A 21,137-nucleotide genomic window follows, 5' to 3' on the forward strand; every position below is an offset into this window, starting at 1 on the left:
TGCCACGCCTCCGGGCGTACCTCTAGGGTGGCCCAGGTCACTTCGGCGCCTCGCACTGGACGACATACCGACCGGTCGGCATCATGTGATCCACGTCCACCGCCGTACGCAGTCAGGAGCGCCCCATGAGCACCGATCATCCACCCGGGCTCGACCTCGGCCGGCTGCGGGACCTACTGGAGCGCGAGCTGCCCGGTCTGGTGGCGGGACCGCTCTCCGGGCGGCTGATCGAGGGCGGGCGCTCGAACCTGACGTACACCGTCTCGGACGGCGCGCGGCAGTGGGTCGTCCGGCGGCCCCCGCTGGGGCATGTGCTGGCGACCGCGCACGACATGCGGCGCGAGCACCGGGTGATCAGCGCGCTGTACCACGAGACGGCCGTCCCGGTGCCGGGTCCGGTGCTGCTGTGCGAGGACGAGGAGGTGCTGGGGGCCCCGTTCTACGTCATGGAGTTCGTCGAGGGGACGCCGTACCGCACCGCCGAGGAGCTGGCCCCCCTCGGGCCCGAGCGGACGCGCGGGGCCGTGCTGTCGCTGGTGGACACGCTGGTGGAGCTGCACGACGTGGACCCGGCGGAGGTCGGGCTCGCCGACTTCGGGCGCCCCGCGGGCTTCCTGGACCGCCAGCTGAGGCGCTGGGGCAAGCAGCTCGACGCCTCCCGCAACCGCGAGCTGTCCGGGATCGACGAGCTGCACGCGACACTCGGCCGGAACCTGCCGTTCTCCCCCGAGGCCGCGATCGTGCACGGCGACTACCGGCTCGACAACGTCCTGATCGGTCCCGACGACCGGATCGAGGCGGTTCTCGACTGGGAGATGTCCACTCTCGGCGACCCGCTGACCGATCTGGGCCTCCTGGTGATGTACAGCGTGCCCCTGGAGATGCCCGACTCCCCGGTCTCGACGACGGCCGCGGCCCCCGGGCACCCCTCCCCCGCCGAGCTGATCGAGCGGTACGCGCTGCGCTCCGGGCGGGACGTCTCGGACGTGTCCTGGTACACGGCGTTCGCCTGGTTCAAGCTCGCCGTGATCCTCGAAGGCATCCACTACCGCTACACCCTCGGCCAGACGGTCGGGCGGGGCTTCGACCGGATCGGCGAGCTCGTCCCCGTCTTCATCGAGCACGGACTGACCACTCTCCAGGAAGGCTGACCGGCATGGACTTCGCGTTCGACGCGCGCACGGAGGAACTGCGCGGGCGCCTGCTCGCCTTCATGGACGAGTACGTCTACCCCGCCGAGACCCTCGCGGAGGAGCAGCGCGCCGCTCTGCCGTCCCCGTGGGACACCCCGGCGGTCGTGGACGACCTGAAGGCCGAAGCGCGCCGACAGGGCCTGTGGAACCTCTTCCTGCCCGACGAGGAGTACGGCGCCGGCCTCACGAATCTCCAGTACGCGCCGCTCGCCGAGATCACCGGGCGCTCGCCGCAGCTCGCGCCGACCGTCCTGAACTGTTCGGCGCCCGACACGGGCAACATGGAGGTCCTCGCGCAGTTCGGGGACGAGGCGCAGAAGAAGCAGTGGCTGGAGCCGCTGCTCGCCGGGGAGATCCGCTCCGCGTTCGCCATGACCGAGCCGGAGGTGGCCTCCTCGGACGCCACGAACATCACGACGTTCATCGAGCGGGACGGCGACGACTACCTGGTCACGGGCCGTAAGTGGTACATCTCCGGGGCGATGAACCCGGACTGCAAGATCTTCATCGTGATGGGCAAGACCGACCCGGACGGGCCGGACATCCGGCGCCAGCAGTCGATGATCCTCGTGCCGCGCGACACCCCGGGGGTGACGGTGAAGCGGGCGATGAAGGTGTTCGGGTACGAGGACCACTACCACGGCGGTCACGCCGAGGTGGTCTTCGACCACGCGCGCGTGCCGGCTTCGAACCTGATCGGTGAGGAGGGCGGCGGGTTCGCGATCGCCCAGGCGCGGCTCGGTCCGGGGCGTATCCACCACTGCATGCGGCTCATCGGGATGGCCGAGCGCGCCATCGAGCTGATGTGCCGCCGGGCGGTCTCCCGGGAGGCGTTCGGGAAGGCGCTCGCGCAGCAGGGCGTCGTCCACAACTGGATCGCGGACGCGCGCGTGACGGTCGAGCAGCTGCGGCTGCTGGTCCTGAAGACGGCCTGGCTGATGGACACGGTCGGCAACCGGGGCGCGCACTCGGAGATCCAGGCGATCAAGATCGCGACGCCCCGCGCGGTCGTCGACATCATCGACCGGGCGATCCAGCTGCACGGCGCGGGCGGGCTGAGCCAGGACTTCCTGCTGGCCGAGCTGTACGCGGGCGCGCGCACGCTGATGATCGCGGACGGTCCGGACGAGGTGCACCAGCGGTCGCTGGCCCGCCGGGAGCTCAAGAAGTACGTGTAGGGACACATGTGTAAGGGGCGGTCGCCATGGACGACCGCCCCTTACACATGGCTGCGGGTCAGGGCCGCAGCGCCCTCAGCAGGAGGTCGGCGAGGTGGTCGGCGACCTCCTGGGGGGTGAGGCTGCCGCCGACGCGGTACCAGGTCGGCAGGTGGTGGACCGAGCCGAAGTGGTAGTCGACGACCAGGTCGGCCGGGGTCGCCTTCGAGAAGACGCCCGCCTCCTGGCCCTCCTCCACCAGCGCGCGGAACCGCTCGTGGTAGTGCCGGCGCTCCGAGCGGACCTGCTTGTACTTCTCGGGGCTCAGGTGGTGCATCGAGCGGAAGAAGATCGCCGCGTCGTCGAGGCTCTCGATGGTCGTGACGACGACGTCGGCCGCCGCCGCGCGCAGGCGCTCCTCGATCGGCTCGTCGGCGTTCGCGAAGGCGTCCAGGCGTTCCTGCTGGACGCGCAGCACGCGCGCGTAGACCTCGTGGAGGAGGTCGTCCTTGGAGCCGAAGTAGTGGTAGAGCGCGCCTTTGGTGACGCCGGCCGCCTCGACGATCTCCTGGACCGAGGTGCGGTCGTAGCCCTGCTCGGCGAAGAGCCGGGTGGCGGCGGCGAGCAGCCGCTGGGGGACGGGCGTACCGTCGCCGTCCGTCGTTCTTGGCACTGCCGCCACCTGCCTTTCCTGGAGGTCAGTCGTTGTCCGTGGTGCGGGAACGCAGTTCCCGACGCAGGATCTTCCCACTTGCCGTCTTGGGCAGGTCGGGCAGGATCTCCACCTGCCTCGGGTACTTGTAGGCGGCCAGTCTCTCCTTGCAGTACGCGGCCAGGTCGCCGGGGGTCGCGCCGGCGCCGGGCCGCAGGCTGATGTAGGCCCGTACGGTCTCGCCCCGGTACCCGTCGGGCACCCCCACGACGGCCGCCTCGCGCACCGCCGGATGCGTGTACAGGACGTCCTCGACCTCGCGCGGCCACACCTTGAACCCGGAGGCGTTGATCATGTCCTTCTTGCGGTCGACGACGTACAGCCACCCCTGTTCGTCCATGAAACCGATGTCCCCGGTGCGCAGCTCGCCGTCCGGGAACGTCTCCGCGGTCGCCTCGGGCCGCCGCCAGTACCCCGGCACGACCTGCGGCCCGCGCACGACGATCTCCCCGTGCTCCCCGAACGGCACCTCGGCCCCGTCGTCGCCGAGGATGCGTACGACGGTGTCGGGGCCCGGCAGACCGACGGCGAGCGTCCCGGAGGCCGGGTCGACGGGCGCCTCGTGCTGGGGCGGCACGGAGGCGCAGGGGGCCGTGCACTCGGTGAGCCCGTAGCCGTTGCGGATGTACGGTCCGAAGCCCGCCCGGAACTTCTCCACCAGGGCCGGCGGCACCGGCGCGCCGCCGGAGCTGATGTGCACGAACGACGCGAAGTGCTCCGGCGTCGCCCCGGGGTGCGCGGCGAGCGCCATGAACGCCGTGGAGGGGCCGACGGTGTAGTGCGGCCGGTGCTCGGCGAACGCGTCGAGGACGACGCCGGGTTCGAAGCGGTACGTCAGGACGAGGGTGCCCGCGCTGTTGAGGCAGGCGCCGAGTTCGCAGACCATGCCGGTGATGTGGAACAGGGGCGCGAGGGCGTAGTACACGGGCGCGTCGGGCAGGTGCAGCCAGGCACGCTGCCGGTCGGCGTTGGCCATCAGGTTGGCGTGCGTGTTGGTGGCGCCCTTGGGGGTGCCGCTCGTCCCGGAGGTGTAGCTGATCAGGCCGATACCGTCGGGGGTGAGCGTGCGCCCCTCGGGGGCCTTGCCGCCGCGCCGGGCGACCTCGACGAGGTCGTCGGCGTCGTCGGCGGGCCGCCGTTCGAAGTCCAGCACGCGCGCGTCGCCGCGGGTTTGGAAATCCAACTCACTCGCCGTGAGGGCGAACCGCACCGGCGAGTCCGCCGCCGTCTCCCGCAGGTACGCCTCCCACGCGCGGTCCGTGCAGATCAGCACCGCCACCTCGGCGTCCCGCAGGACGTGCGCGACCTCGCCCGACTTGTACATCGGGTTGACGGGTACGACGACGGCGCCGGCCTTCCAGGCGCCGAGCAGGGCGATGACGAAGTGCGGGGAGTTCTGGAGGACGAGGGCGACCCGTTCGCCGTACGCGAGGCCCCGGTCGGCCAGGTGGGCGGCGACGGCGTCGCTCAGGGCGTCGACCTCGGCATAGCTCAGCCGGCCGTCGAAGTAGGTGAGGAACGTGCGCTCGGGGACCGTCCGGGCGGCGTCGCGCAGGGCGTGGACCATCGAGTCGAGCGGGGTGACCGGGCCGCGCTGGGCGTCGTCCAGGAGGGCCAGCCAGGGCTGGTCGGCGTAGGTGGTCACCGGGCGGCCTCCCACTTCTGCTGGAGGCGGTTCATGGTGGCGAGCCAGCCGTCGGGGTCGGTGGCCCGGCCCTGGTAGAAGCCGGCGACCTCGGGGTGCGGGAGGATCAGGAAGCGGTCGTCCTCGATGCCGCGCATGAGGGCCTCGGCGACGTCGTCGGGGTCGATCGCGGTCGGCTTCAGGACCAGGTCGCCCGCGCTGCCGGACGCCTCCAGCATGTCGGTGCGCACGCCCTGGGGGCAGATCGCGTGGACCTTGAGGCCGCGGTGGCGGTAGGTCAGGGAGAGCCATTCGGCGAAGGCGTGGGCGCCGTGCTTGGTGACGCTGTAGGGGGCGGCGCCGATCATGGTGAGGAGCCCTGCGGCCGACACGGTCGACACGAAACGGCCCTCGCCGCGCTCCAGCCACTCCGGGAGCAGCGCCTGGGCCGCGCGGACGTGGGCCATCACGTTGACGTCCCAGGCGAGCGCCCAGACGTCGTCCCCGGCCGATTCCGAGCCGCCCGCGCCGACCCCGGCGTTCGCGCAGTAGACGTCGACGCTCCCGCCGAGCGCCTCGCGCGCCTCGTCGACGACGACGGAGGCGTCCCCGGCGACGGCGATCGCGCCGATCTCGTCGGCGACGGCCTTGGCCCTGGCCCCGTCGAGGTCGTTGACGACGACCCGCGCGCCCTCGGCGGCGAACCGGCGGGCGAGCGCGGCGCCGATCCCTCCCCCGCCCCCGGTCACGACAACTCCGGCACCTCGAACGGCTTCCACCATCGGGTCTCCCTCGACACGACACGGCTCACGACGGCTCACGAGCAACGGAACGGCTACAGACTAACCAGTCGGTATGTGCCGGGGAAGAGCTGCCGGACAGCCTGTGCGTGACGTATGGCCAAGTCACCCGGTTAGCAGGACACTGCGCCCACATCACTCCGGGGGACGGAGGCCGTGATGGCCGAACCGGCAATGACTGTCGCTCCCTACTGGCAACTCACCTTCGACGCGGACGGGGACGTGAACCCCGCCGAACGCGACCGGCTCCTCACCGAGGCAGGGCCGCGGGGCGTCCAGGACCTGATCCTCTTCTCGCACGGCTGGAACAACGACCGCTCCCGCGCGACCGCCCTCTACCGGGCCTTCTTCGCCCCGATCCCGAACCTCGCGCCGCACGCGAAACTCGGGTACGCCGGGATCGTGTGGCCGTCGATGCGGTTCTGCGACGAACCCATCCCCGATTTCCCGCACTTGACGGCCCTTCAGGACACCTGCCTGGACGACGGCACCCGGGACGGGCTCCTGACCGCCTTCCCCGGCAAGGGGGCGACCGTCGACCGGCTCGTCACGCTGCTGGACCAACGTCCCTCCGGGGAAGCGGGGTTGGCGGAGTTCGGGGAGCTGGTGGCGCGGCTCGTGGACGCCGTGCCCGCGCGCTGCGCGACGGACCTGCCGGGCGAGGGGGAGCCCGCGCTGCTCACCGAGTCGACGGCCGAGATGTGCGCGGAGTTCGCGGAGGCGCTCCAAGAGGGCGACGGCACCCGGGAGTTCTCCCTCCCCAACCCCTGGGACGGGGCGAAGGAGCTGCTGCGGCAGGCGACGTACTACGCGATGAAGCGCCGGGCCGGGACGGTCGGCGAGCGTGGACTCGGGCCGTTCCTCGGCAGGCTGGCGTCGGCGGCGCCCGGCGTGCGGGTCCATCTCGTCGGGCACAGCTTCGGCGGGCGTCTGGTGTCGTTCGCGCTCAACGGGCTGCCGGCGGGGGTGCGTTCGGTGAAGTCGGTGACGCTCCTTCAGGGTGCCTTCTCCCATTACGCGTTCGCGGCGAACGGGGCGCTGAGCGGGCGGCAGAGCCGGGTCGACGGGCCGGTGGTGTGCTGCCACTCCTCCTTCGACCAGGCCCTCGGGACGATGTACCCGCTGGCCTCCCGGATGGCGGGGGACTCGGAGGGGGTGATCGGGGAGCTGCTCGGTGTGAAGTGGGGTGCCATGGGGCACGACGGGGTCCAGTCGGTGCCCGGGACACGGCAGTTGAGCCTCGCGGACGCGCTGCGCGGGCCACTGCCCGCGTCCGGCTGCGTCAACGTCGACGCGGCGGCCGTCGTCCGCCGGGGCGGGCCGCCGTCCGGGGCGCACAGCGACATCGTGCACCCCGAACTGGCGCGGGTGGTGCTGGCGGCGGGGCGGATTCCTCAGGGGTGACCCCTTGGAGAGGGGTGCCCCTGAGGAAAGGGGTGCCCCTGTGAACGCGCCCCGCCGCCATGGGACTTACCGGTGTGAGGTGAACTCCACCACCTGCTGGTAGGTGGGGCGGTTCTGCCAGCTGATGTTGCCGTGCTTGATGCCTCCGAGGGGGCGCTGGAAGATCGAGTCGGCGCACCACTGGTTGCCGGCCGAGCAGAGGGCGTCGCCCGGGTAGACCTGGGCGGCGGTCTTGCCCGCGGCGGTCTTCAGGGTGCTGATCAGCGTGTCGCGGCAGGCCGTCAGGACGCCGCCCCCGCAGTACTGCCGGGCCAGCGGGTCCTGGACGGACTGGCCGAGGACGGACCTGATGTCCTTGTCGACGTAGCTCCACCACCCGTACTGGAAGGAGCTGCCCGCGTGCGAGCCGGTGGGACCGTGGGCCGCCGAAGGCGACTCGTCCACGGGAAGGTTGGCGGTGATCGCGGTGAACAGGTCGCTGCCCAGGCCGGGTTGGAACTCGGCCTGCACCAGCAGCGGCCACCAGGCGTCCAGGATGCGGATCGCGTCGGCGTCGGCGTAGGTCTTGGACCCGGCCGAAGTCTCCGTACGTTTACCGCCGTTGGCGAGCCAGGTCTGGAGTTTCGTGACCGCCGCGGCGGCCGTCGAGTCCGTCACCGTCGAGCTGTTGACGACCTTCAGCAGATCCGGCAGGACGTCCTCGGCGCGCAGGTCGGTGAGGGCCGCGTCCGCCATCGCCTTGGTGAGGGAGGCACGGGTGACGCCGCCCGCCGTGACGAGTTTCTTCACGCGGTCTTCGAGGAGGTTGCCCCGGTGCACCGAGCCCTCGCCCCAGGGCGCGCTCGTGTAGTCCTTGGCCTGCTTGTTGTTCCAGGAGATGTAGTAGTCCTGGTCGACGGACTGCGGGTGCTGCGAAGCCGGCGTGTAGTCGGCCGTGTTGGTGGTCGGGTTCCAGTTCTTCCAGTCGTACGCCGCCTGCGCCCAGACCGGGAACTCCGCGTCGACGCCGCTCGCGCGGACCGGGTTGTCGCCGGAGTTGTAGTACGCGGTGTGCTGGGAGTCGGCGTAGAACCAGTTGAAGGTGTAGTTGATGTGCTGGACCGCCTCCTTGAAGGTGTCCGGTCCCTTCACGAAGTCGGGGTCGTTGAGCATCTGGAAGCCGATGATCGAGTCGGCCTCGTGCAGGTAGGAGGAGCGCAGCGTCGTGTAGGCGACCTTCTTGCCGCCGACGGTCGCCCGGTGGGTGACGGGACCGTACTTGGTGCGCCACACGCGCATCGTGTAGGAGCCGGCGGCGGTGGAGTCGGCGGTCGTCGGCTTCCAGGCGTTCTTCTGCTCGACCTTGTCCATGGCGGTGCAGGTGCCGTGGTACAGGTAGTGGTAGTCGTCCTGGCACAGCTCGACGGCGTACGTGTCGATGATGTCCTGGCCGGACGTCGTAGCACTCCAGGCGTAGTCCTGACCCCTCCCGAGTTCCACGTACATGCTGAGACCTGCGAACGATGCGCCGCGGGCGCTGATTCCGGGACCCTGGATCTCCTGGAGAAGGAGGAGCTGTGGGGCGAAGTAGCCGGTCTGCGGACCGAAGACGGCGACGGGATGGCCGCTGGCGGTGTGCGCGCCGTTGACGACGAGGGCGTTGGACATCCCGCGCTTCGCGGACGTCGTGGCGGCAGCGGCGGCCGTCGCGGCGGGGCCGCCGGTGCCGGTCGCGTCGTAGATGAGGGGTTCGGCGGCGACCGTACCGGCGTCGGGGAGCGCAGTGCCCTGCGGGTTCGCGGGCTTCGTGGCGTACGGGAAGCTCTCGCCGTTGTGGACGGTGACGACGGCCTCGGCGTCGTTGCGTTCCCGGAAGGACTCCCAGACCTTGGTGCCCTCGGTGACGCCGTACTTCTCCTGCGCGGCCAGCAGGGAGATCGCGTTGTTGACCTCGCCGCCGCCCCCGGAGCCGAAGAGCGCGCCGATGACGGACGCGAGGGCGACCATGTCGGTGACCTTGAAGTGGTCGATGGTCCCGGCGTTGGTGATCGAGTCCTTGTGCCCGGTGAGGACGTACTCGCCGGGGAAGTACCGGCCGCTGTCGGAGGCGTCGATGTAGGAGTTGATGCCGTCGAGATAGGCGTTCACATCGGCGAGGGCCTGCTGGCCCCGGGCCCCGCTGGTGGCGACGGCGTTGTCGATCTGCGCCTGGAGATCGGCCTCGGTGTACGGCGCGTTGCGCCAGAACTGCTGCTCGAGGCCCTGGTTGGAGGCGGCGCCGCCGGCGAAGCCGGTGAGCTGTCCGCGGCCGACATGGCGGAAGACGTCCATCAGCCACAGCCGGTCCTGGGCCGCCGCATACCCGGCGCCGAACTCGGTGCCGTATCGAGTGGTACCGGTGATGTGCGGGACGCCGGTCTTCTTGTCACGGACGATCTTGACGTCGGTGCGGCCGGCCGGCTGGAGGGTGGAGGCGACTTGATCGGCCGTGACCCCGAAGGAGGCGTCGTTGAAGAAGGTGTTGATGGTGGCGTTGGTGAGCGTGGGATAGCCCTTGGCCAGGTTGTTGTACGGGCCGAGCTGGTCCTCGGCGTGGTCGGGCTGGGTGCCGAACGCCTGGTTGAGGATGATCTGCGCGAGGGTCGCGTTGCCGTTCTGGCCGGGCGGCAGGATGTCGGAACACTGTCCGCCGCAGTAGTCGTTGGCCTCGGCCGCCTGGGCGGTGGCGACCTGGGTGAGGGGGGACAACAGACCGGCGAGGAGCGCGCACACGGTCGCGCTCTTCAGGAACCCGGGAAGTCTGCCGGGAGTTCTCAGTCTGTCGAGGGGAGTTCGCCGTGGCATGTGCAGCTCCTAGCGACGGGGGTGGCCGGAAGGTTACCGCCGGTATCCCCGGCTTTGAAGATGAACATGCGTCAAGTTTTTCCACGGCTCCTCACCCGGCGGGGGCCATCCGGAAATCGGATGGAGCCGAATCGAGAGTCGATACGTCTATTCGACGACGTCGCGCGATTCCGGCGCGGCGGCGCCGAAGTGACCGAAGTACAGGTGCAGGTGTGACGGAGGTGCAAGGCGATGGCAGGTTTCCGGAGTCTGGCGAGACAGGCGCGCGATCCGCGCAGCGATCTGGCGCTGCGGCGTTATTCGCTGCGCAAGTGCCTTGAGCGGTTCGCCCCTTACGGGCACAGGGCGACCTGGGACCACCTCTCCTCGCGGGCCGGGTTCGGCCCCGAGGACCGCTCTCCCGACCCGGCGCGGCTCGTGGCCGCGTTGGAGGAGCTGGAGGAGGCGCGGACGGTGTGGCTGGCCTACGAGGCGGGCTTCGCCCAGCGGCGCAGGAAGGAGAAGCACGACGGACTGCGCAGGCCCGGCAGTGTCGACGACTGGCACCGGCTGACCTGGGGCGGGTTCGGCGTGGCATGGTGCGACGACCCGCGGCTCCACCCCCGTGAGCCGCTGGCCGAGGTACTGCGCCGGCTGATCGCCGCGCTGGAGCGCGCTCCGGGCGCCTGCTGCCCGGTGTGCGGTGGCGAACGGCTCCTGTGGAAGTACGACCTCGATCACGAGCCGTCGGCGGGCCCGGTCTGCACGGACTGCGGCATATTGGTCCCGCGTCCGGTCCTCACCCCGGAGGCACTGGCGTCCGCCAGGCGAGGCCGGCTGCTGGTGTCGGCGTAGCTCCCGGAGCAGGGCAGTGGGGGTGCGACGGGGATGCCGCACCCCCCGATTCACGGCGAGGTCCGCAGGTGGTACGGGGTGTCCCGGACGACCTGGGTACGACGACCTCTCGGCCGGGACCTGAGCCCTGAGCGCTACAGCACTACGGCTCAGGCGGACTTCCACACCACCGAGAACGCGCCGCTGGACAGCGTGCCGGGCTGCGCGCGGACCGTGCCGCTGCTGTTGGTCATCGTGATCTTGTCGGGCGAGGAGTTGCTCAGGGCGGAGCCGTTGGCCTTCGCACCGGTGAAGGCGACCGTCCCGAAGTCGGCCAGCTCGGCGAGCGAGCCGTCGACCTCGGGCGCCTCGGCGATGACCTCCGCGGAGGCGTTCTGGAAGTCGGAGGAGCCCGCGTCGGTCTTGGACTTCGTCCAGCCCTGCGTGGTGTCCTTCAGCGTCATCGTGAAGTTGCTGCCGCTGTACGTCACGGTCGCCGTCAGCTTGTCGCCGCCCGCGACGGTGACGTCGTCCCACGACGTCGAGGCGTCCGGCAGGACCTCCCACCAAGCGCCGTACACGGCTTGGCCGTTGATGCAGTCGGCCTCGGTGCCGGTCTGCTCCAGCGCGTCGTTGCCGTCGCCGTCGAGGCCGACCCAGAACGAGGAGTAGGTGGTGGCCGAGCCGCAGGTGACCGTCGGCTGGGTCCAGGAGGTGGTGACGGAGGTGAAGTCGCCGGCGGAGCCGGTCGCGGCGTAACCGGACCAGTTCGTGGACGTCTCCGAGGCGTTGACCTTGCCGGAGTGCTTCAGCGCGCCGTGGGGGGCGTGGTTCTCGTGGCTCTCGATGGACTGCGTGAGCTGACGCGGGGCCTTGGCGGTCACCGTCTGCGTCGCGGCGAGCGCCGGGGTGGCGAGGGCTGCGGTGAGGGTGCCTGCGGCGAGGACGGCGAGGCTCGCGGACCTGATGCTGGACATGAACTCTCCGTGGTGGCTGGGGAGGTGGGGGGACATGCGGCGGCGATCAGCAGCTTCGGCGAGCTTTCATGGGCATGGCAAGAAGTCCGAGTCCGTTCAGTTCTGCGGGAATTGAGCCGCAATACCGGCGAAACGGCTGCCAGAAGAAAGCTTTAGGTTCGGACGGTTTCGATCAAACAAGCGGAAACTTTGATCAAACATCCGGACTGTGCTCTTCCGCCCCGCCATGGGGCCGGGCGGAGACTGTGGGGATGCACGGGGAGAGACCGTTCCACGAGGAGCTGCGGGCCGCCATCGCCGCGAGCGGGCTGAGTCTGGACCGGATTCACGAACGGCTGCGGCTGCGCGGGGTCCCGGTCTCGGCGGCGACGCTCAGCTCCTGGCAGTCCGGCCGCCACCAGCCCGAACGACGGCGCTCGCTCTCCGCGTTGACGGTCCTGGAGGACGTGCTGGCACTCCCCCCGGCCGCCCTCAGCGCACGCCTCGCCCCACCCCGGCCCCGGGGCCGCTGGCTGCCGCCCGGCGACACGCATCCGGCGCTGGACCGGGCCTGGCCGCTGGGCGACGCCCGGCACGCCGTCGACGTCCGCTGGGACTCCTCACTGACCCGGCTCAGCTGCCACAACCGCGCGGAGGTCGACGGGGAGCGGCGGCTGCGGTCGCTGTCCAGCCGGCGGCTGCTGCGGGCCGAGGCGGACGGGGCTGACCGGTGGATCGCCCTCTACCGGCTCGACTCCCCCGGCCCGCCGCCCCGGATACGGCTCGCCGAGCCGCTGCGGCTCGGGACGGTCGTCGAACTGCCCGAGGAGGGGCTGCTCGTCGCGGAGATGCTGTTCGAACGGCCGCTGGCCCGGGGGGAGACGGTGATCGTGGACTACACGGTCGAGCACCGGGAGCCGCTGCCGGTGTCCCAGCACGTGGAGACGGCGATCCATGTGCCCATGCGGGAGCACCTGTTGGAGGTGCGGTTCGCCGCGGAGGCCCTGCCGTCCGCGTGCTACTCCTTCCGTACGACGGGACTTGAGAGGGAGGGGCGGGCGCGGTTCCGGCGGGAGCGGCGGCTGCGGCTGGACGCGGCGGGGGCGGTGCACGCGGTGGCGCTGGGGGCGGAGGGGTGCCGGTTCGGGATTCGGTGGGTGTGGGAGTGAAGCGGGCCCGGGGGTGAAGGGGGTGCAGCGGGCGCGAGGGCTGAACGGGCCCTCTTTCGGGGGCCGTTGAAGGTAGCAGGCGGAAATCCGGTCGCTCCACCTCATTCCCGCCGGGACAGTTGGCGGCGATGAGACCACGTCCGTAGGAGCACTCATGTCGACGCTGCGCGTCACCGCCGAAGTCCTGACCGTGCACGAACACCCGAACGCCGACGCCCTGGAGCTGGCCCAGGTCGGGCTGTACCGGGCCGTGGTGGCGAAGGGGGTGTACCGGACCGGGGACACCGCCGTCTACATCCCCGAGCAGGCGGTGCTGCCCGCCGGGCTCATCGCGGAACTCGGGCTGACCGGGCGGCTCGCGGGCGGGAACGCGGACCGGGTCAAGGCGGTCCGGCTGCGCGGTGAGCTGTCGCAGGGCATCGTGTGCCGGCCGGGCGCCCTGGCGGGGGTCGATCTGGCGCGGGCCGCCGAGGACGGCACCGACTTCGCGGAGGTCCTGGGGATCACGAAGTGGGTGCCCCCGGTGCCGCCGACGATGAGCGGGGACGTGGAGCCGGCGCCCGACCTTGTCCCCTGGGTGGACATCGAGAACATCCAGCGGTACCCCGGCCTCTTCACCCCGGGGGAACCCGTAGTACTCACGGAGAAGCTGCACGGCTCGGCCTGCCTGCTGACGTACGTCGCGGACGACGAGCGGGTGTACGTCACCTCCAAGGGGTTCGGCGCCCGGTCCCTGGCTCTCCAGGAGGACCCGCGCAACCTGTACTGGCGCGCGGTACGCGGCCACGGCGTCCCCGAGGCCGCCGCCCGGCTCGCCGCGCGCCTCGGGGCCCGGCGAGTGGGGATCTTCGGGGAGGTGTACGGGGAGGGCGTCCAGGATCTGTCGTACGGGGCCGACGGGCGCCGCGAGTCCCTCGGGTACGCGGTGTTCGACGTGGCCGCCGAGGTCGACGGGGTGGTGCGGTGGCTGGACGCGGAGGAGCTGCTCGCGGGCGAACTGCCCCTCGTACCCCGGCTGTTCGCCGGACCCTACGACCCCAAGCAGGTGTTCGCGCTGGCGACCGGGCGCGAGACGGTGTCCGGGAAGGGGCTGCATCTGCGCGAGGGGGTCGTCATCCGGCCCGCCGTCGAGAGGTACAGCCCTGTCGTCGGGGGGCGGGCGATCGGGAAGGCGGTGAGTCCGGCTTATCTGACGAGGAAGGGCGGGACGGAGTACGAGTGATATGGGGCCGCGTACGGGGGGCGTGCCCTGCGCGGAGGTGGGGGCGTGCCCTGCACGAGGAGGCGGGCGCGCCCTGTCGGCGGGGCCGCCTCCTCAGCTCTCCCGGCGTTCCACCACCAGCCGGGAGCCGGTGAGGCGGTTGCCGGTGATGTCGTCCGGGTTGGAGAGGACGCAGGTGTCGAGGGAGAGGCAGCCGCAGCCGATGCAGTCCGTGAGGTGATCGCGCAGCCGGTTCAACTGCTTGATGCGCTCCTCCAGTTCGGACCGCCACGCCTTCGACAGCCGCGCCCAGTCCTCGCGCGTCGGCGTCCGCTCCTCCGGGAGCTGGGCCAGCGCCTCCCTGATCGTCGCGAGGGGGATGCCGACCCGCTGGGCCGCCCGCACGAACGCCACCCGCCGCAGCGTGTCCCGGCCGTAGCGGCGCTGGTTCCCCGCGGTGCGGCGGCTGATGATCAGCCCCTTCGCCTCGTAGAAGTGCAGCGCGGACACGGCGACACCACTGCGCGCCGACAACTGGCCGACGGTCAGCTCTTGGACGTTCTCGTGGATCTGGGGCACCCGACCAGCCTAGTGGGGCGGGCTCGCCCTCGCGGGTCCGCCGGAGGTGGCCGCCGTGCGTTGACAGTGGCTTTCCGGTCGACCATGCTAAGCAGTCGCTTAGACTTCGGGACTTCGCAGCGAGAGGCCGGGACCATGGCAGAGCCGAGGATCTTCACGTCCGCCGACGAGCTCAAGGCGGCGGTGGGCGAGCAGTTGGGGTACAGCGACTGGGTGGAGGTCGACCAGAAGCGGATCGACCTGTTCGCCGAGGCCACCGGGGACCACCAGTGGATTCACGTCGACCCGGAGAAGGCGGCGGCCGGCCCGTTCGGGACGACCATCGCGCACGGCTACCTCACGCTGTCGCTGCTGCCCCTCTTCGGCCCCCAGCTGATCCGCGTCGACGGCGCGAAGATGGGCGTCAACTACGGGACGAACAAGGTCCGTTTCCCCGCCCCGGTGCCGGTCGGCTCCCGGCTGCGCGCGACCGCGCGGATCAGCTCCGTCGAGGACGTCACGGGCGGGGTGCAGATCACCCTCGCGTTCACGGTGGAGCGCGAGGGCGGCGACAAGCCGGTGTGCGCGGCGGAGTCGGTGTCCCGGTACTACCTCTAGAGGGCTACCCCTCAGGGGGCGGCTCGGAAGGACTACCTCGCAGGAGCTGCCTCGCAGGAGCTGCCTCGCAGGAGCTGCCTCCAGAGGGCTACCTCCCGGGAGCTACCCCCGGAGCGCTACTTCGCGGCCCCCACCATCCGCAGTACGAGGTCGGCGTACAGTTCGCCGACCTCCTCCGGCGTCCGTGTCCCGTGCACGTTGAACCAGCGGGCGACGTCGACGCAGAGGGAGAGGATCGCGAGCGTCGTCCCCCGGACGTCGATGACGTCGAACTCCCCCGAGGCGACCCCGTCCTCCAGGATGCCGCTCACCTCCGCGTTGACCTCGCGGCGCAGGGCGACGATCTCGGCGCGGGCGTCGGGGCCGAGGGCGTCCAGTTCGTACTGGACGACACGGGCCGTCGTACGCCGGACCGCGTGCCAGCGGACGAAGGAGCTGACCGCGTCGGCGAGGCGCGCGGCGGCGGTGCCTTCGCCGCGGGCGGCGGTGCGCAGGATGTCGAGCGCCCTGTCGTGGCCGATGCGGCTGATCCGGTGGAGGAGTTCCTCCTTGGTCTTGTAGTGGATGTAGAGCGCGGCGGGGCTCATGCCGGCCCTGCTCGCGATGTCCCGGGTGGTGGTGGCGTGGTAGCCGCGCTCGGCGAACGCCTCGACCGCGGCGACGAGCAGACGTCGGGCCGCGTCGGGCGTGACCTCTTCCCACGGTTCGGCCTCGCCGCCGATCGTGTCCTGCGCCGTACTCATCGCTCACCGACCCTTCTCACAGACAGTCGCCCTACCATACCGCCGAAGGTGAGCGGGCGCTTAGTCAGGCCGGTCGGAGCTTTCCCCGCACCTGTCCGCGCTCAGAGCTTCTCGAAGGGGTCGTGTTCGGCGAGCAGCTTCTCCAGGCGGGCCTGGTCGACCCGGCTGACGATCCGGCCGGCCTCCTGGCGGTCGCGGATCACCTTCGCGAGGGTGAAGCAGGACGTCACCAGGTAGAGCACGGCGATCGCGAGGAACGCGCGGACCCAGGCGTCGGCGCTGAGCTGGTAGATGCCGACGGCGGTGGCCGCCATGGCGACGGCGAACGAGGCCACGGCCTGGCCGTAGAAGGCGGCGGTGCTCTGCTGCTTGGGTGTCTCACTCATGGGGACGAGTCTCGGCGGACGTGGCCCGCGCCACATCCGCCGTAGTACTCAGGAGGTACTCAGCCGGGGGAGACCGGAGAGGTACCTCTGAAGGCGTACCCCCGAGGGGTGGCTCAGAAGGCCGACACCCCCGTGAGCGCCCGCCCGATCACCAGCTTCTGGATCTGGCTCGTCCCCTCGTACAGCGTCATCACCCGGGCGTCCCGCAGCAGCTTCCCCACCGGGTACTCGTCGATGTACCCGTAACCCCCGTACACCTGGAGCGCGTTGTTCGCGGCGCGTACGGCGGCCTCGGAGGCGAAGAGTTTCGCCTTGGACGCCTCGGTGGTGAACGGCAGCCCCCGGTCGATCAGGTCGGCGACGCGCCAGGTCAGCAGGCGGGCGGCGTCGACGTCGACCGCGATGTCGGTGATCAGCTCCTGCACGAGCTGGTGCCCGGCGATCGGTGTGCCGAACTGCTCGCGCTCCCCCGCGTACCCGACGGCGGCGTCCAGCGCGGCCTGCGCGATCCCGACGCAGCCGGCCGCCACCGACATCCGCCCCTTGGCCAGCGCCGACATCGCGACGGAGAACCCCTTCCCCTCCGGGCCGAGCAGCGCGGACGCGGGGATACGGACGTCCTCGAAGACCAGCTCGGCGGTGGCCTGCCCGCGCAGCCCGAGCTTGCCGTGGATCGTGCGGCGGGTCAGGCCGGCGGTGTCGGTGGGGACGAGGAACGCGGAGACGCCGTGATGGCCGGGGGCGTCGGTGGAGCGCGCGAAGAGGAGGACGACGTCGGCCCAGGTCCCGTTCGTGATGAACATCTTGGACCCGTTGACGACGTACGAGTCACCCTCACGTACGGCCCGGGTGACGAGGTTCCCCGCGTCGGACCCGGTGCCGGGTTCCGTCAGCCCGAAGCACCCCAGGTACGAACCGGACGTCAGACCTGGGAGCCACTGCCGCTTCTGCTCCTCGCTCCCCCACGCGGCGATCGTCTTGGCGACGAGTCCGAGGGAGACGGAGACGATGCCGCGCACCGAGGAGTCGCCGCGCCCCAGCTCCTCGGTGACCAGGCAGTACGCGAGATGGTCACCGCCCGAGCCGCCGTACTCCTCGTCGACCGTGAGGCCGAGGAAGCCGACGGCGCCGAGTTTCTTGACGATGCCCCGGTCGACGGCCTCGGCGCGGTCCCAGTCGCGGACGTGCGGGGTGATCTCGCGGGCGACGAAGTCCCGGGCGAGGCGCTGGACGGCGGTCTGTTCCTCGGTCAGTTCCAGATTCATGCGGCGATTCCTGTAAGGATAAATTATCACTGCTAGTTTTCTGGCGCAGCCCTACTATGAGCGCCATGGCCCGACCGCACAAGCCCTTGCTGAGCACCGCACGGATCGTCGCCGCGGCCCGGCAGCTGATCGACGCCGAGGGGCTCGACGCGCTCTCCACCCGCCGCCTCGCCGCCGAACTCGGCGTGAGCGGGCCCTCGTTGTACAACCACTTCGCCACCAAGGACGAGATCGTGGAGGCGGTCGCCGACTCGGTGAGCGCGCGGGTCGACCTGTCGATGTTCGAGGACGGCCGCGACTGGCGCACCGCGCTGCACGACTGGGCGACGTCGTACCGGGCCGCCCTGCGGGATCACCCCAACATCGTCCCGGTACTGGCTCGGGGTCCGGGCCGCAGACCCGCGGGGCTACGGGTCGCGGACGCGGTGTACGGGGCGATGGTCCGGGCCGGCTGGCCCGCCGCGCAGGCGACGTCGGTCGGGGCGCTGATGCGGTACTTCGTGATGGGGTCGGCGCTGGGGTCGTTCGCGGGCGGCTTCGTACGGGACCGCGGCGCGTACGACCCCGCCGACTACCCGCATCTCGGCCAGGCGCATCTGCTGGCCGAGCGGCAGGAGACCGTGGACGAGCGGGCCTTCGAGACCGGGCTGACGGCTCTCCTCGACGGCCTGGAGGGGCAGTTCGCGCGGATCAGCGTGAACGGGCCCGGTCCGCAAGGACCTTGATGGAGAGCAGGGCGATCACGGAGAGGCCGATGATGTACGCCGAGACCGCCATCGACGTACCGGTCGTCTCCAGGAGCAGGACCATCACGAACGGCGCGAGTCCGCCGCCCGCGACCGCCGCGATCTGGTAGCCGAGCGAGGCTCCCGTGTACCGCATCTCCGGGGTGAACAGCTCGGCGAACAGGGCGGCTTGGGGACCGTACATGATGCTGAGGAAGCAGCCGGCGACGAAGGTGGAGACGGCGAGCCAGAGCAGCGAGCCGGTGTCGATGAGGAGGAACATCGGGACGGCCCACAGGGCGATGCCGGCCGCGCCGAGGGCGTAGATCCTGATCCGGCTGACCTTGTCGGAGAGGGCGGCCGAGGCGGGTATCAGGACGAGTTGGGTGAGGCTGACGCAGAGGGAGACGGTCAGGACCGCGCTGCGCTTCATCCCGAGGTCGCGGGTCGTGTAGTCGAGGACGCCGGTGATCAGGATGTAGAACGTCGCGGTGTTCACGGCGAAGGAGCCGCCGGCGAGGAGGACGGTGCCGAGGTGGTGGCGCAGGACCGTACGCAGCGGGGAGCTCTGCTCCGACTTCTCCTTCTCGGCCAACTCCCGTTCCGCCGCCCGGAATTCGGGGGTCTCCTCGACATGGCGGTGGATGTACCAGGCGAGCACGAGGACGAACAGGCCGATGACGAACGGGACTCGCCAGCCCCACGCCTCGAACGCGCTCTCGCTCGTGAAGGCGCCGGCCAGCAGGAAGACGGAGTTCGCGGTCACCACGCCGATGGGGACGCCGAGTTGGACGAAGCTGCCGTAGATGCCGCGCTTGCCCTCGGGGGCGTACTCGGTCGCCAGGAGCATCGCGCCGCCCCACTGGGCACCGACGGCGACGCCCTGGACGACGCGCAGCAGGACGAGCAGGATCGGCGCGGCCACCCCGATCGTGTCGTAGGTGGGCAGCAGCCCGATACCGGTCGTCGCGACCCCCATCAGGGTCAGCGCCATCACCAGCATCGGCTTCCTGCCGCGCTTGTCGCCGAGTTGGCCGGCCACGATGCCGCCGATCGGGCGGGCCAGGAAGCCGACGGCGAAGGTCGCGAACGCCGCCAGGATGCCGGCGGTCGAACTGCCGGACGGGAAATAGAGATCGCCGAGCACGAGTGCCGCGGCGATCCCGAAGACGAAGTAGTCGTACCACTCCACGGCCGACGCCAGCGCGGCGGCCGTGGCGACCCGGCGGTGGGACGCCTTGCGGGTGGGGGTCGTACGGGGGTGAGCGGTGGGGAACGTGTCCATACGTGCACACTCCGTGGGACGCGGGGGACGTTCCCGGGAACATACTGACCGGACGGTATGGGGTCAACGGGGCGGACCGGAACCGGGGTGAACGACCTGTTCCGCGGGCGGACTCAGCGTCCCCGGGTCCCCGTGAGATGCGCGAAGACGACCGTGTTGCCCGAGTACCCGCTCTTCCGGTCGTACCGTCCCGCGCAGGTGATCAGCCGCAGCTCGGCGCGCCCCCGGTCGCCGTACACCCGCCGGTCGGGGAAGTCCTTCTTGTCGTACGTCGCGACGCTGTCGACCGTGTAGACGGCGGTCCGTCCGTCCGCGCGGCGCACCTCGACGAGGTGGCCCGGGGTGAGTTCCTTGAGCCCCGCGAAGACGGCACCGGCGGTGTGCGTGTCGAGGTGTCCGACGGCGACGGCCGTACCGAGGACGCCGGGCGCGGGTCCGCCGGTGTACCAGCCGACCAGGTTGGGGTCGTCGCCGGGCGGTGCGGTGAGGCGGTGGTCGCGGTCGAGGGACAGGGGCATGACGGGGGCGTCCACGTCGAGGTAGGGGATGACCAGGCGGGTGGCTCTGGAGGGGTACGGGTACGGGGTGGGGGCGGCTGTCGGGGGCACGTTCTTCGCGCCGGGGCCGGGGGGCGTCGTACCGGATGTCGGGGGCACGCTTCTCGCGCCGGGGCCGGGGACCGTCGTACCAGAACCGCCGGAACCGCCGGGGCCGCCGGGGCCGCCGGGGGTGCTCGGGCCGGAGGCCGGGAGGACGCTCTTCGCGTCGGAGCCGGGGGCGGCCGTGATCGCCGGGTCGCCGGGGGCGGCCCACCACACGCCGGCCGTGGTGAGCGCGGCGGCCACCACGAGGGTGCGGGTGAGGCGGTAGGCGCGGGTGCGGTACCAGGGGCGCGGCGCCGGGCGACGGGACCGCCGTACCCCCGGGCCGGGCCCGGCGCCCGGGGAGACCGGGACGCCGGGGGCCTGGGACACGCGTACGGCGCCGGGGTTACGCGGCGCCATGCGGGCGACGGCGGAGCCGGAACCACGCCACCGCGCCGACCGCTGTCACGCCGACGGCCGCCGCACCGGCGAGCGGGCTGAACGCGTCGTCCTTCGCGAGCCCGCCGCCACCCGCCGGCGGACCGCCGTTCGGACCGCCGGGGCCACCGCCGGGACCGCCCGGGCCACCGCCGGGGCCACCCGGACCGCCGGTCGGCGGCGGGCTGCTGGGCGTGATGTCCGGGCAGTCGACCTTGAAGACCTTCATCTTGCCCGCGCCGTTGCCGCCGACGATCTTCCACGTCAGCTTGTACTGCCCGGTCGGCAGCAGCAGGTTCTCGGTGGTCCCCGTGCCGTTGGCCAGCGTGAGCGAGTCCGACAGGGTGGCCGTGGTGCCGGAGTTCCCGCCCTGCGGCTGGATCGTCCAGTCGATGCCCTGGGCGGTGTCGAAGTTGAACGCGTCCAGGTAGAAGCGGCAGACCTTGGGCTGGTTGGCCTGGGCGTCGACCGCGGTGCCCACGGTGTGGATCTTGACGTCGCCGTTGTCGCCGGGCGCGGCGACGGCGGCGGACGCGCCGAGGAGGGTCACCCCCGTCGCGGCGAGCGCCGTCAGGGCGGCGGCGGCCTTGCGGGAGGGATACGGGCGGGTCATACAGAGCCTCCGAGTCGGATGATTGTCATCTTTTTCGGAAGACTGGGGGTAGGGGGTGCGGGGTGGGTGG

Annotated in this window: 20 protein-coding genes; 8 read left to right on the top strand and 12 right to left on the bottom strand. The window is 71.2% G+C overall.

The window, feature by feature from the left end:
- The first annotated feature begins 125 nt into the window (after positions 1 to 125).
- Both ABZX85_RS24150 and ABZX85_RS24155 read left to right on the top strand, forming a co-directional pair.
- Entirely contained in the window at positions 126 to 1,151 is a 1,026-nt protein-coding gene (locus ABZX85_RS24150; RefSeq protein WP_355872158.1) for a phosphotransferase family protein, read from the top strand.
- A 5-nt stretch (positions 1,152 to 1,156) separates the two neighbouring features.
- A complete protein-coding gene (locus tag ABZX85_RS24155; protein WP_355872160.1) occupies positions 1,157 to 2,371 on the top strand; it encodes an acyl-CoA dehydrogenase family protein in 1,215 nt (404 codons plus the stop codon).
- Positions 2,372 to 2,429: 58 nt separating this feature from the next.
- Here ABZX85_RS24155 and ABZX85_RS24160 read toward each other — a convergent pair whose 3' ends face one another.
- From ABZX85_RS24160 to ABZX85_RS24170, 3 genes are read right to left on the bottom strand one after another with little or no spacing between them, the layout of a single operon-like run.
- Complete coding sequence (locus ABZX85_RS24160) at positions 2,430 to 3,023, bottom strand: TetR/AcrR family transcriptional regulator (RefSeq protein ID WP_355872163.1); 594 nt, start codon at positions 3,021 to 3,023, stop codon at positions 2,430 to 2,432.
- Between the two features lie 25 nt (positions 3,024 to 3,048).
- Positions 3,049 to 4,707, bottom strand: coding sequence for an AMP-binding protein (locus ABZX85_RS24165; RefSeq protein WP_355872164.1), 1,659 nt, complete (start codon positions 4,705 to 4,707; stop codon positions 3,049 to 3,051).
- The gene (locus tag ABZX85_RS24170; protein WP_355872166.1) at positions 4,704 to 5,468 is read right to left on the bottom strand and encodes an SDR family oxidoreductase; all 765 of its coding nucleotides are present in this window, start codon (positions 5,466 to 5,468) and stop codon (positions 4,704 to 4,706) included. Before ABZX85_RS24170 ends, ABZX85_RS24165 begins: the two co-directional genes overlap by 4 nt.
- Before the next feature lie 177 nt (positions 5,469 to 5,645).
- Between ABZX85_RS24170 and ABZX85_RS24175 the strand changes: the two genes are divergently transcribed.
- Positions 5,646 to 6,890: a serine-threonine protein kinase gene (locus tag ABZX85_RS24175; RefSeq protein ID WP_355872168.1), complete on the top strand. Its 1,245-nt coding sequence runs from the start codon at positions 5,646 to 5,648 to the stop codon at positions 6,888 to 6,890.
- Between the two features lie 66 nt (positions 6,891 to 6,956).
- Here the strand turns inward: ABZX85_RS24175 and ABZX85_RS24180 are convergent, their stop codons facing one another.
- Entirely contained in the window at positions 6,957 to 9,713 is a 2,757-nt protein-coding gene (locus ABZX85_RS24180; RefSeq protein ID WP_355872170.1) for a penicillin acylase family protein, read from the bottom strand.
- Positions 9,714 to 9,944: 231 nt separating this feature from the next.
- Here ABZX85_RS24180 and ABZX85_RS24185 point away from each other — a divergent pair, with 231 nt between their 5' ends.
- Positions 9,945 to 10,547 (top strand): hypothetical protein, encoded by a 603-nt coding sequence (locus tag ABZX85_RS24185; RefSeq protein ID WP_355872173.1) that lies wholly within the window; start codon positions 9,945 to 9,947, stop codon positions 10,545 to 10,547.
- 149 nt (positions 10,548 to 10,696) lie between these two features.
- Here ABZX85_RS24185 and ABZX85_RS24190 read toward each other — a convergent pair whose 3' ends face one another.
- Positions 10,697 to 11,503, bottom strand: coding sequence for a G1 family glutamic endopeptidase (locus tag ABZX85_RS24190; protein WP_355872175.1), 807 nt, complete (start codon positions 11,501 to 11,503; stop codon positions 10,697 to 10,699).
- Between the two features lie 251 nt (positions 11,504 to 11,754).
- Between ABZX85_RS24190 and ABZX85_RS24195 the strand changes: the two genes are divergently transcribed.
- Positions 11,755 to 12,651, top strand: a complete 897-nt coding sequence (locus tag ABZX85_RS24195) for a hypothetical protein (RefSeq protein ID WP_355872178.1) — start codon at positions 11,755 to 11,757, stop codon at positions 12,649 to 12,651.
- A 154-nt stretch (positions 12,652 to 12,805) separates the two neighbouring features.
- Positions 12,806 to 13,873 carry an RNA ligase (ATP) gene (locus tag ABZX85_RS24200; protein WP_355872180.1) on the top strand — a complete coding sequence of 356 codons (1,068 nt, stop codon included), beginning with the start codon at positions 12,806 to 12,808 and terminating at the stop codon, positions 13,871 to 13,873.
- Positions 13,874 to 13,966: 93 nt separating this feature from the next.
- On the opposite strand, the gene soxR is transcribed toward ABZX85_RS24200, so the two are convergent.
- Entirely contained in the window at positions 13,967 to 14,431 is a 465-nt protein-coding gene (gene soxR / locus ABZX85_RS24205; RefSeq protein ID WP_355872183.1) for a redox-sensitive transcriptional activator SoxR, read from the bottom strand.
- A 135-nt stretch (positions 14,432 to 14,566) separates the two neighbouring features.
- On the opposite strand from soxR, the gene ABZX85_RS24210 reads away from it, so the two are divergent.
- On the top strand, positions 14,567 to 15,028 hold the full coding sequence (locus tag ABZX85_RS24210) for a MaoC family dehydratase (RefSeq protein ID WP_355872185.1): 462 nt from the start codon (positions 14,567 to 14,569) through the stop codon (positions 15,026 to 15,028).
- Between the two features lie 116 nt (positions 15,029 to 15,144).
- Here ABZX85_RS24210 and ABZX85_RS24215 read toward each other — a convergent pair whose 3' ends face one another.
- From ABZX85_RS24215 to ABZX85_RS24225, 3 genes are all read right to left on the bottom strand, one after another.
- Positions 15,145 to 15,771: a TetR/AcrR family transcriptional regulator gene (locus tag ABZX85_RS24215; protein WP_355872187.1), complete on the bottom strand. Its 627-nt coding sequence runs from the start codon at positions 15,769 to 15,771 to the stop codon at positions 15,145 to 15,147.
- 101 nt (positions 15,772 to 15,872) lie between these two features.
- On the bottom strand, positions 15,873 to 16,157 hold the full coding sequence (locus ABZX85_RS24220; RefSeq protein ID WP_355872190.1) for a YiaA/YiaB family inner membrane protein: 285 nt from the start codon (positions 16,155 to 16,157) through the stop codon (positions 15,873 to 15,875).
- 113 nt (positions 16,158 to 16,270) lie between these two features.
- Positions 16,271 to 17,422: an acyl-CoA dehydrogenase family protein gene (locus tag ABZX85_RS24225; RefSeq protein WP_355872192.1), complete on the bottom strand. Its 1,152-nt coding sequence runs from the start codon at positions 17,420 to 17,422 to the stop codon at positions 16,271 to 16,273.
- A 65-nt stretch (positions 17,423 to 17,487) separates the two neighbouring features.
- On the opposite strand from ABZX85_RS24225, the gene ABZX85_RS24230 reads away from it, so the two are divergent.
- Complete coding sequence (locus ABZX85_RS24230) at positions 17,488 to 18,147, top strand: TetR/AcrR family transcriptional regulator (RefSeq protein WP_355872195.1); 660 nt, start codon at positions 17,488 to 17,490, stop codon at positions 18,145 to 18,147.
- Here ABZX85_RS24230 and ABZX85_RS24235 read toward each other — a convergent pair.
- From ABZX85_RS24235 to ABZX85_RS24245, 3 genes are all read right to left on the bottom strand, one after another.
- The gene (locus ABZX85_RS24235) at positions 18,113 to 19,432 is read right to left on the bottom strand and encodes an MFS transporter (protein ID WP_355872197.1); all 1,320 of its coding nucleotides are present in this window, start codon (positions 19,430 to 19,432) and stop codon (positions 18,113 to 18,115) included. The genes ABZX85_RS24230 and ABZX85_RS24235 overlap by 35 nt on opposite strands.
- 113 nt (positions 19,433 to 19,545) lie before the next feature.
- Positions 19,546 to 20,436: a class F sortase gene (locus ABZX85_RS24240; protein ID WP_355872200.1), complete on the bottom strand. Its 891-nt coding sequence runs from the start codon at positions 20,434 to 20,436 to the stop codon at positions 19,546 to 19,548.
- Complete coding sequence (locus ABZX85_RS24245) at positions 20,423 to 21,067, bottom strand: hypothetical protein (RefSeq protein ID WP_355872202.1); 645 nt, start codon at positions 21,065 to 21,067, stop codon at positions 20,423 to 20,425. The genes ABZX85_RS24240 and ABZX85_RS24245 overlap by 14 nt, the downstream gene beginning before the upstream one ends.
- Positions 21,068 to 21,137 lie beyond the last annotated feature (70 nt).

It is taken from the genome of Streptomyces sp. NPDC004539, assembly GCF_040610055.1.
Taxonomy (GTDB): Bacteria; Actinomycetota; Actinomycetes; order Streptomycetales; family Streptomycetaceae; genus Streptomyces.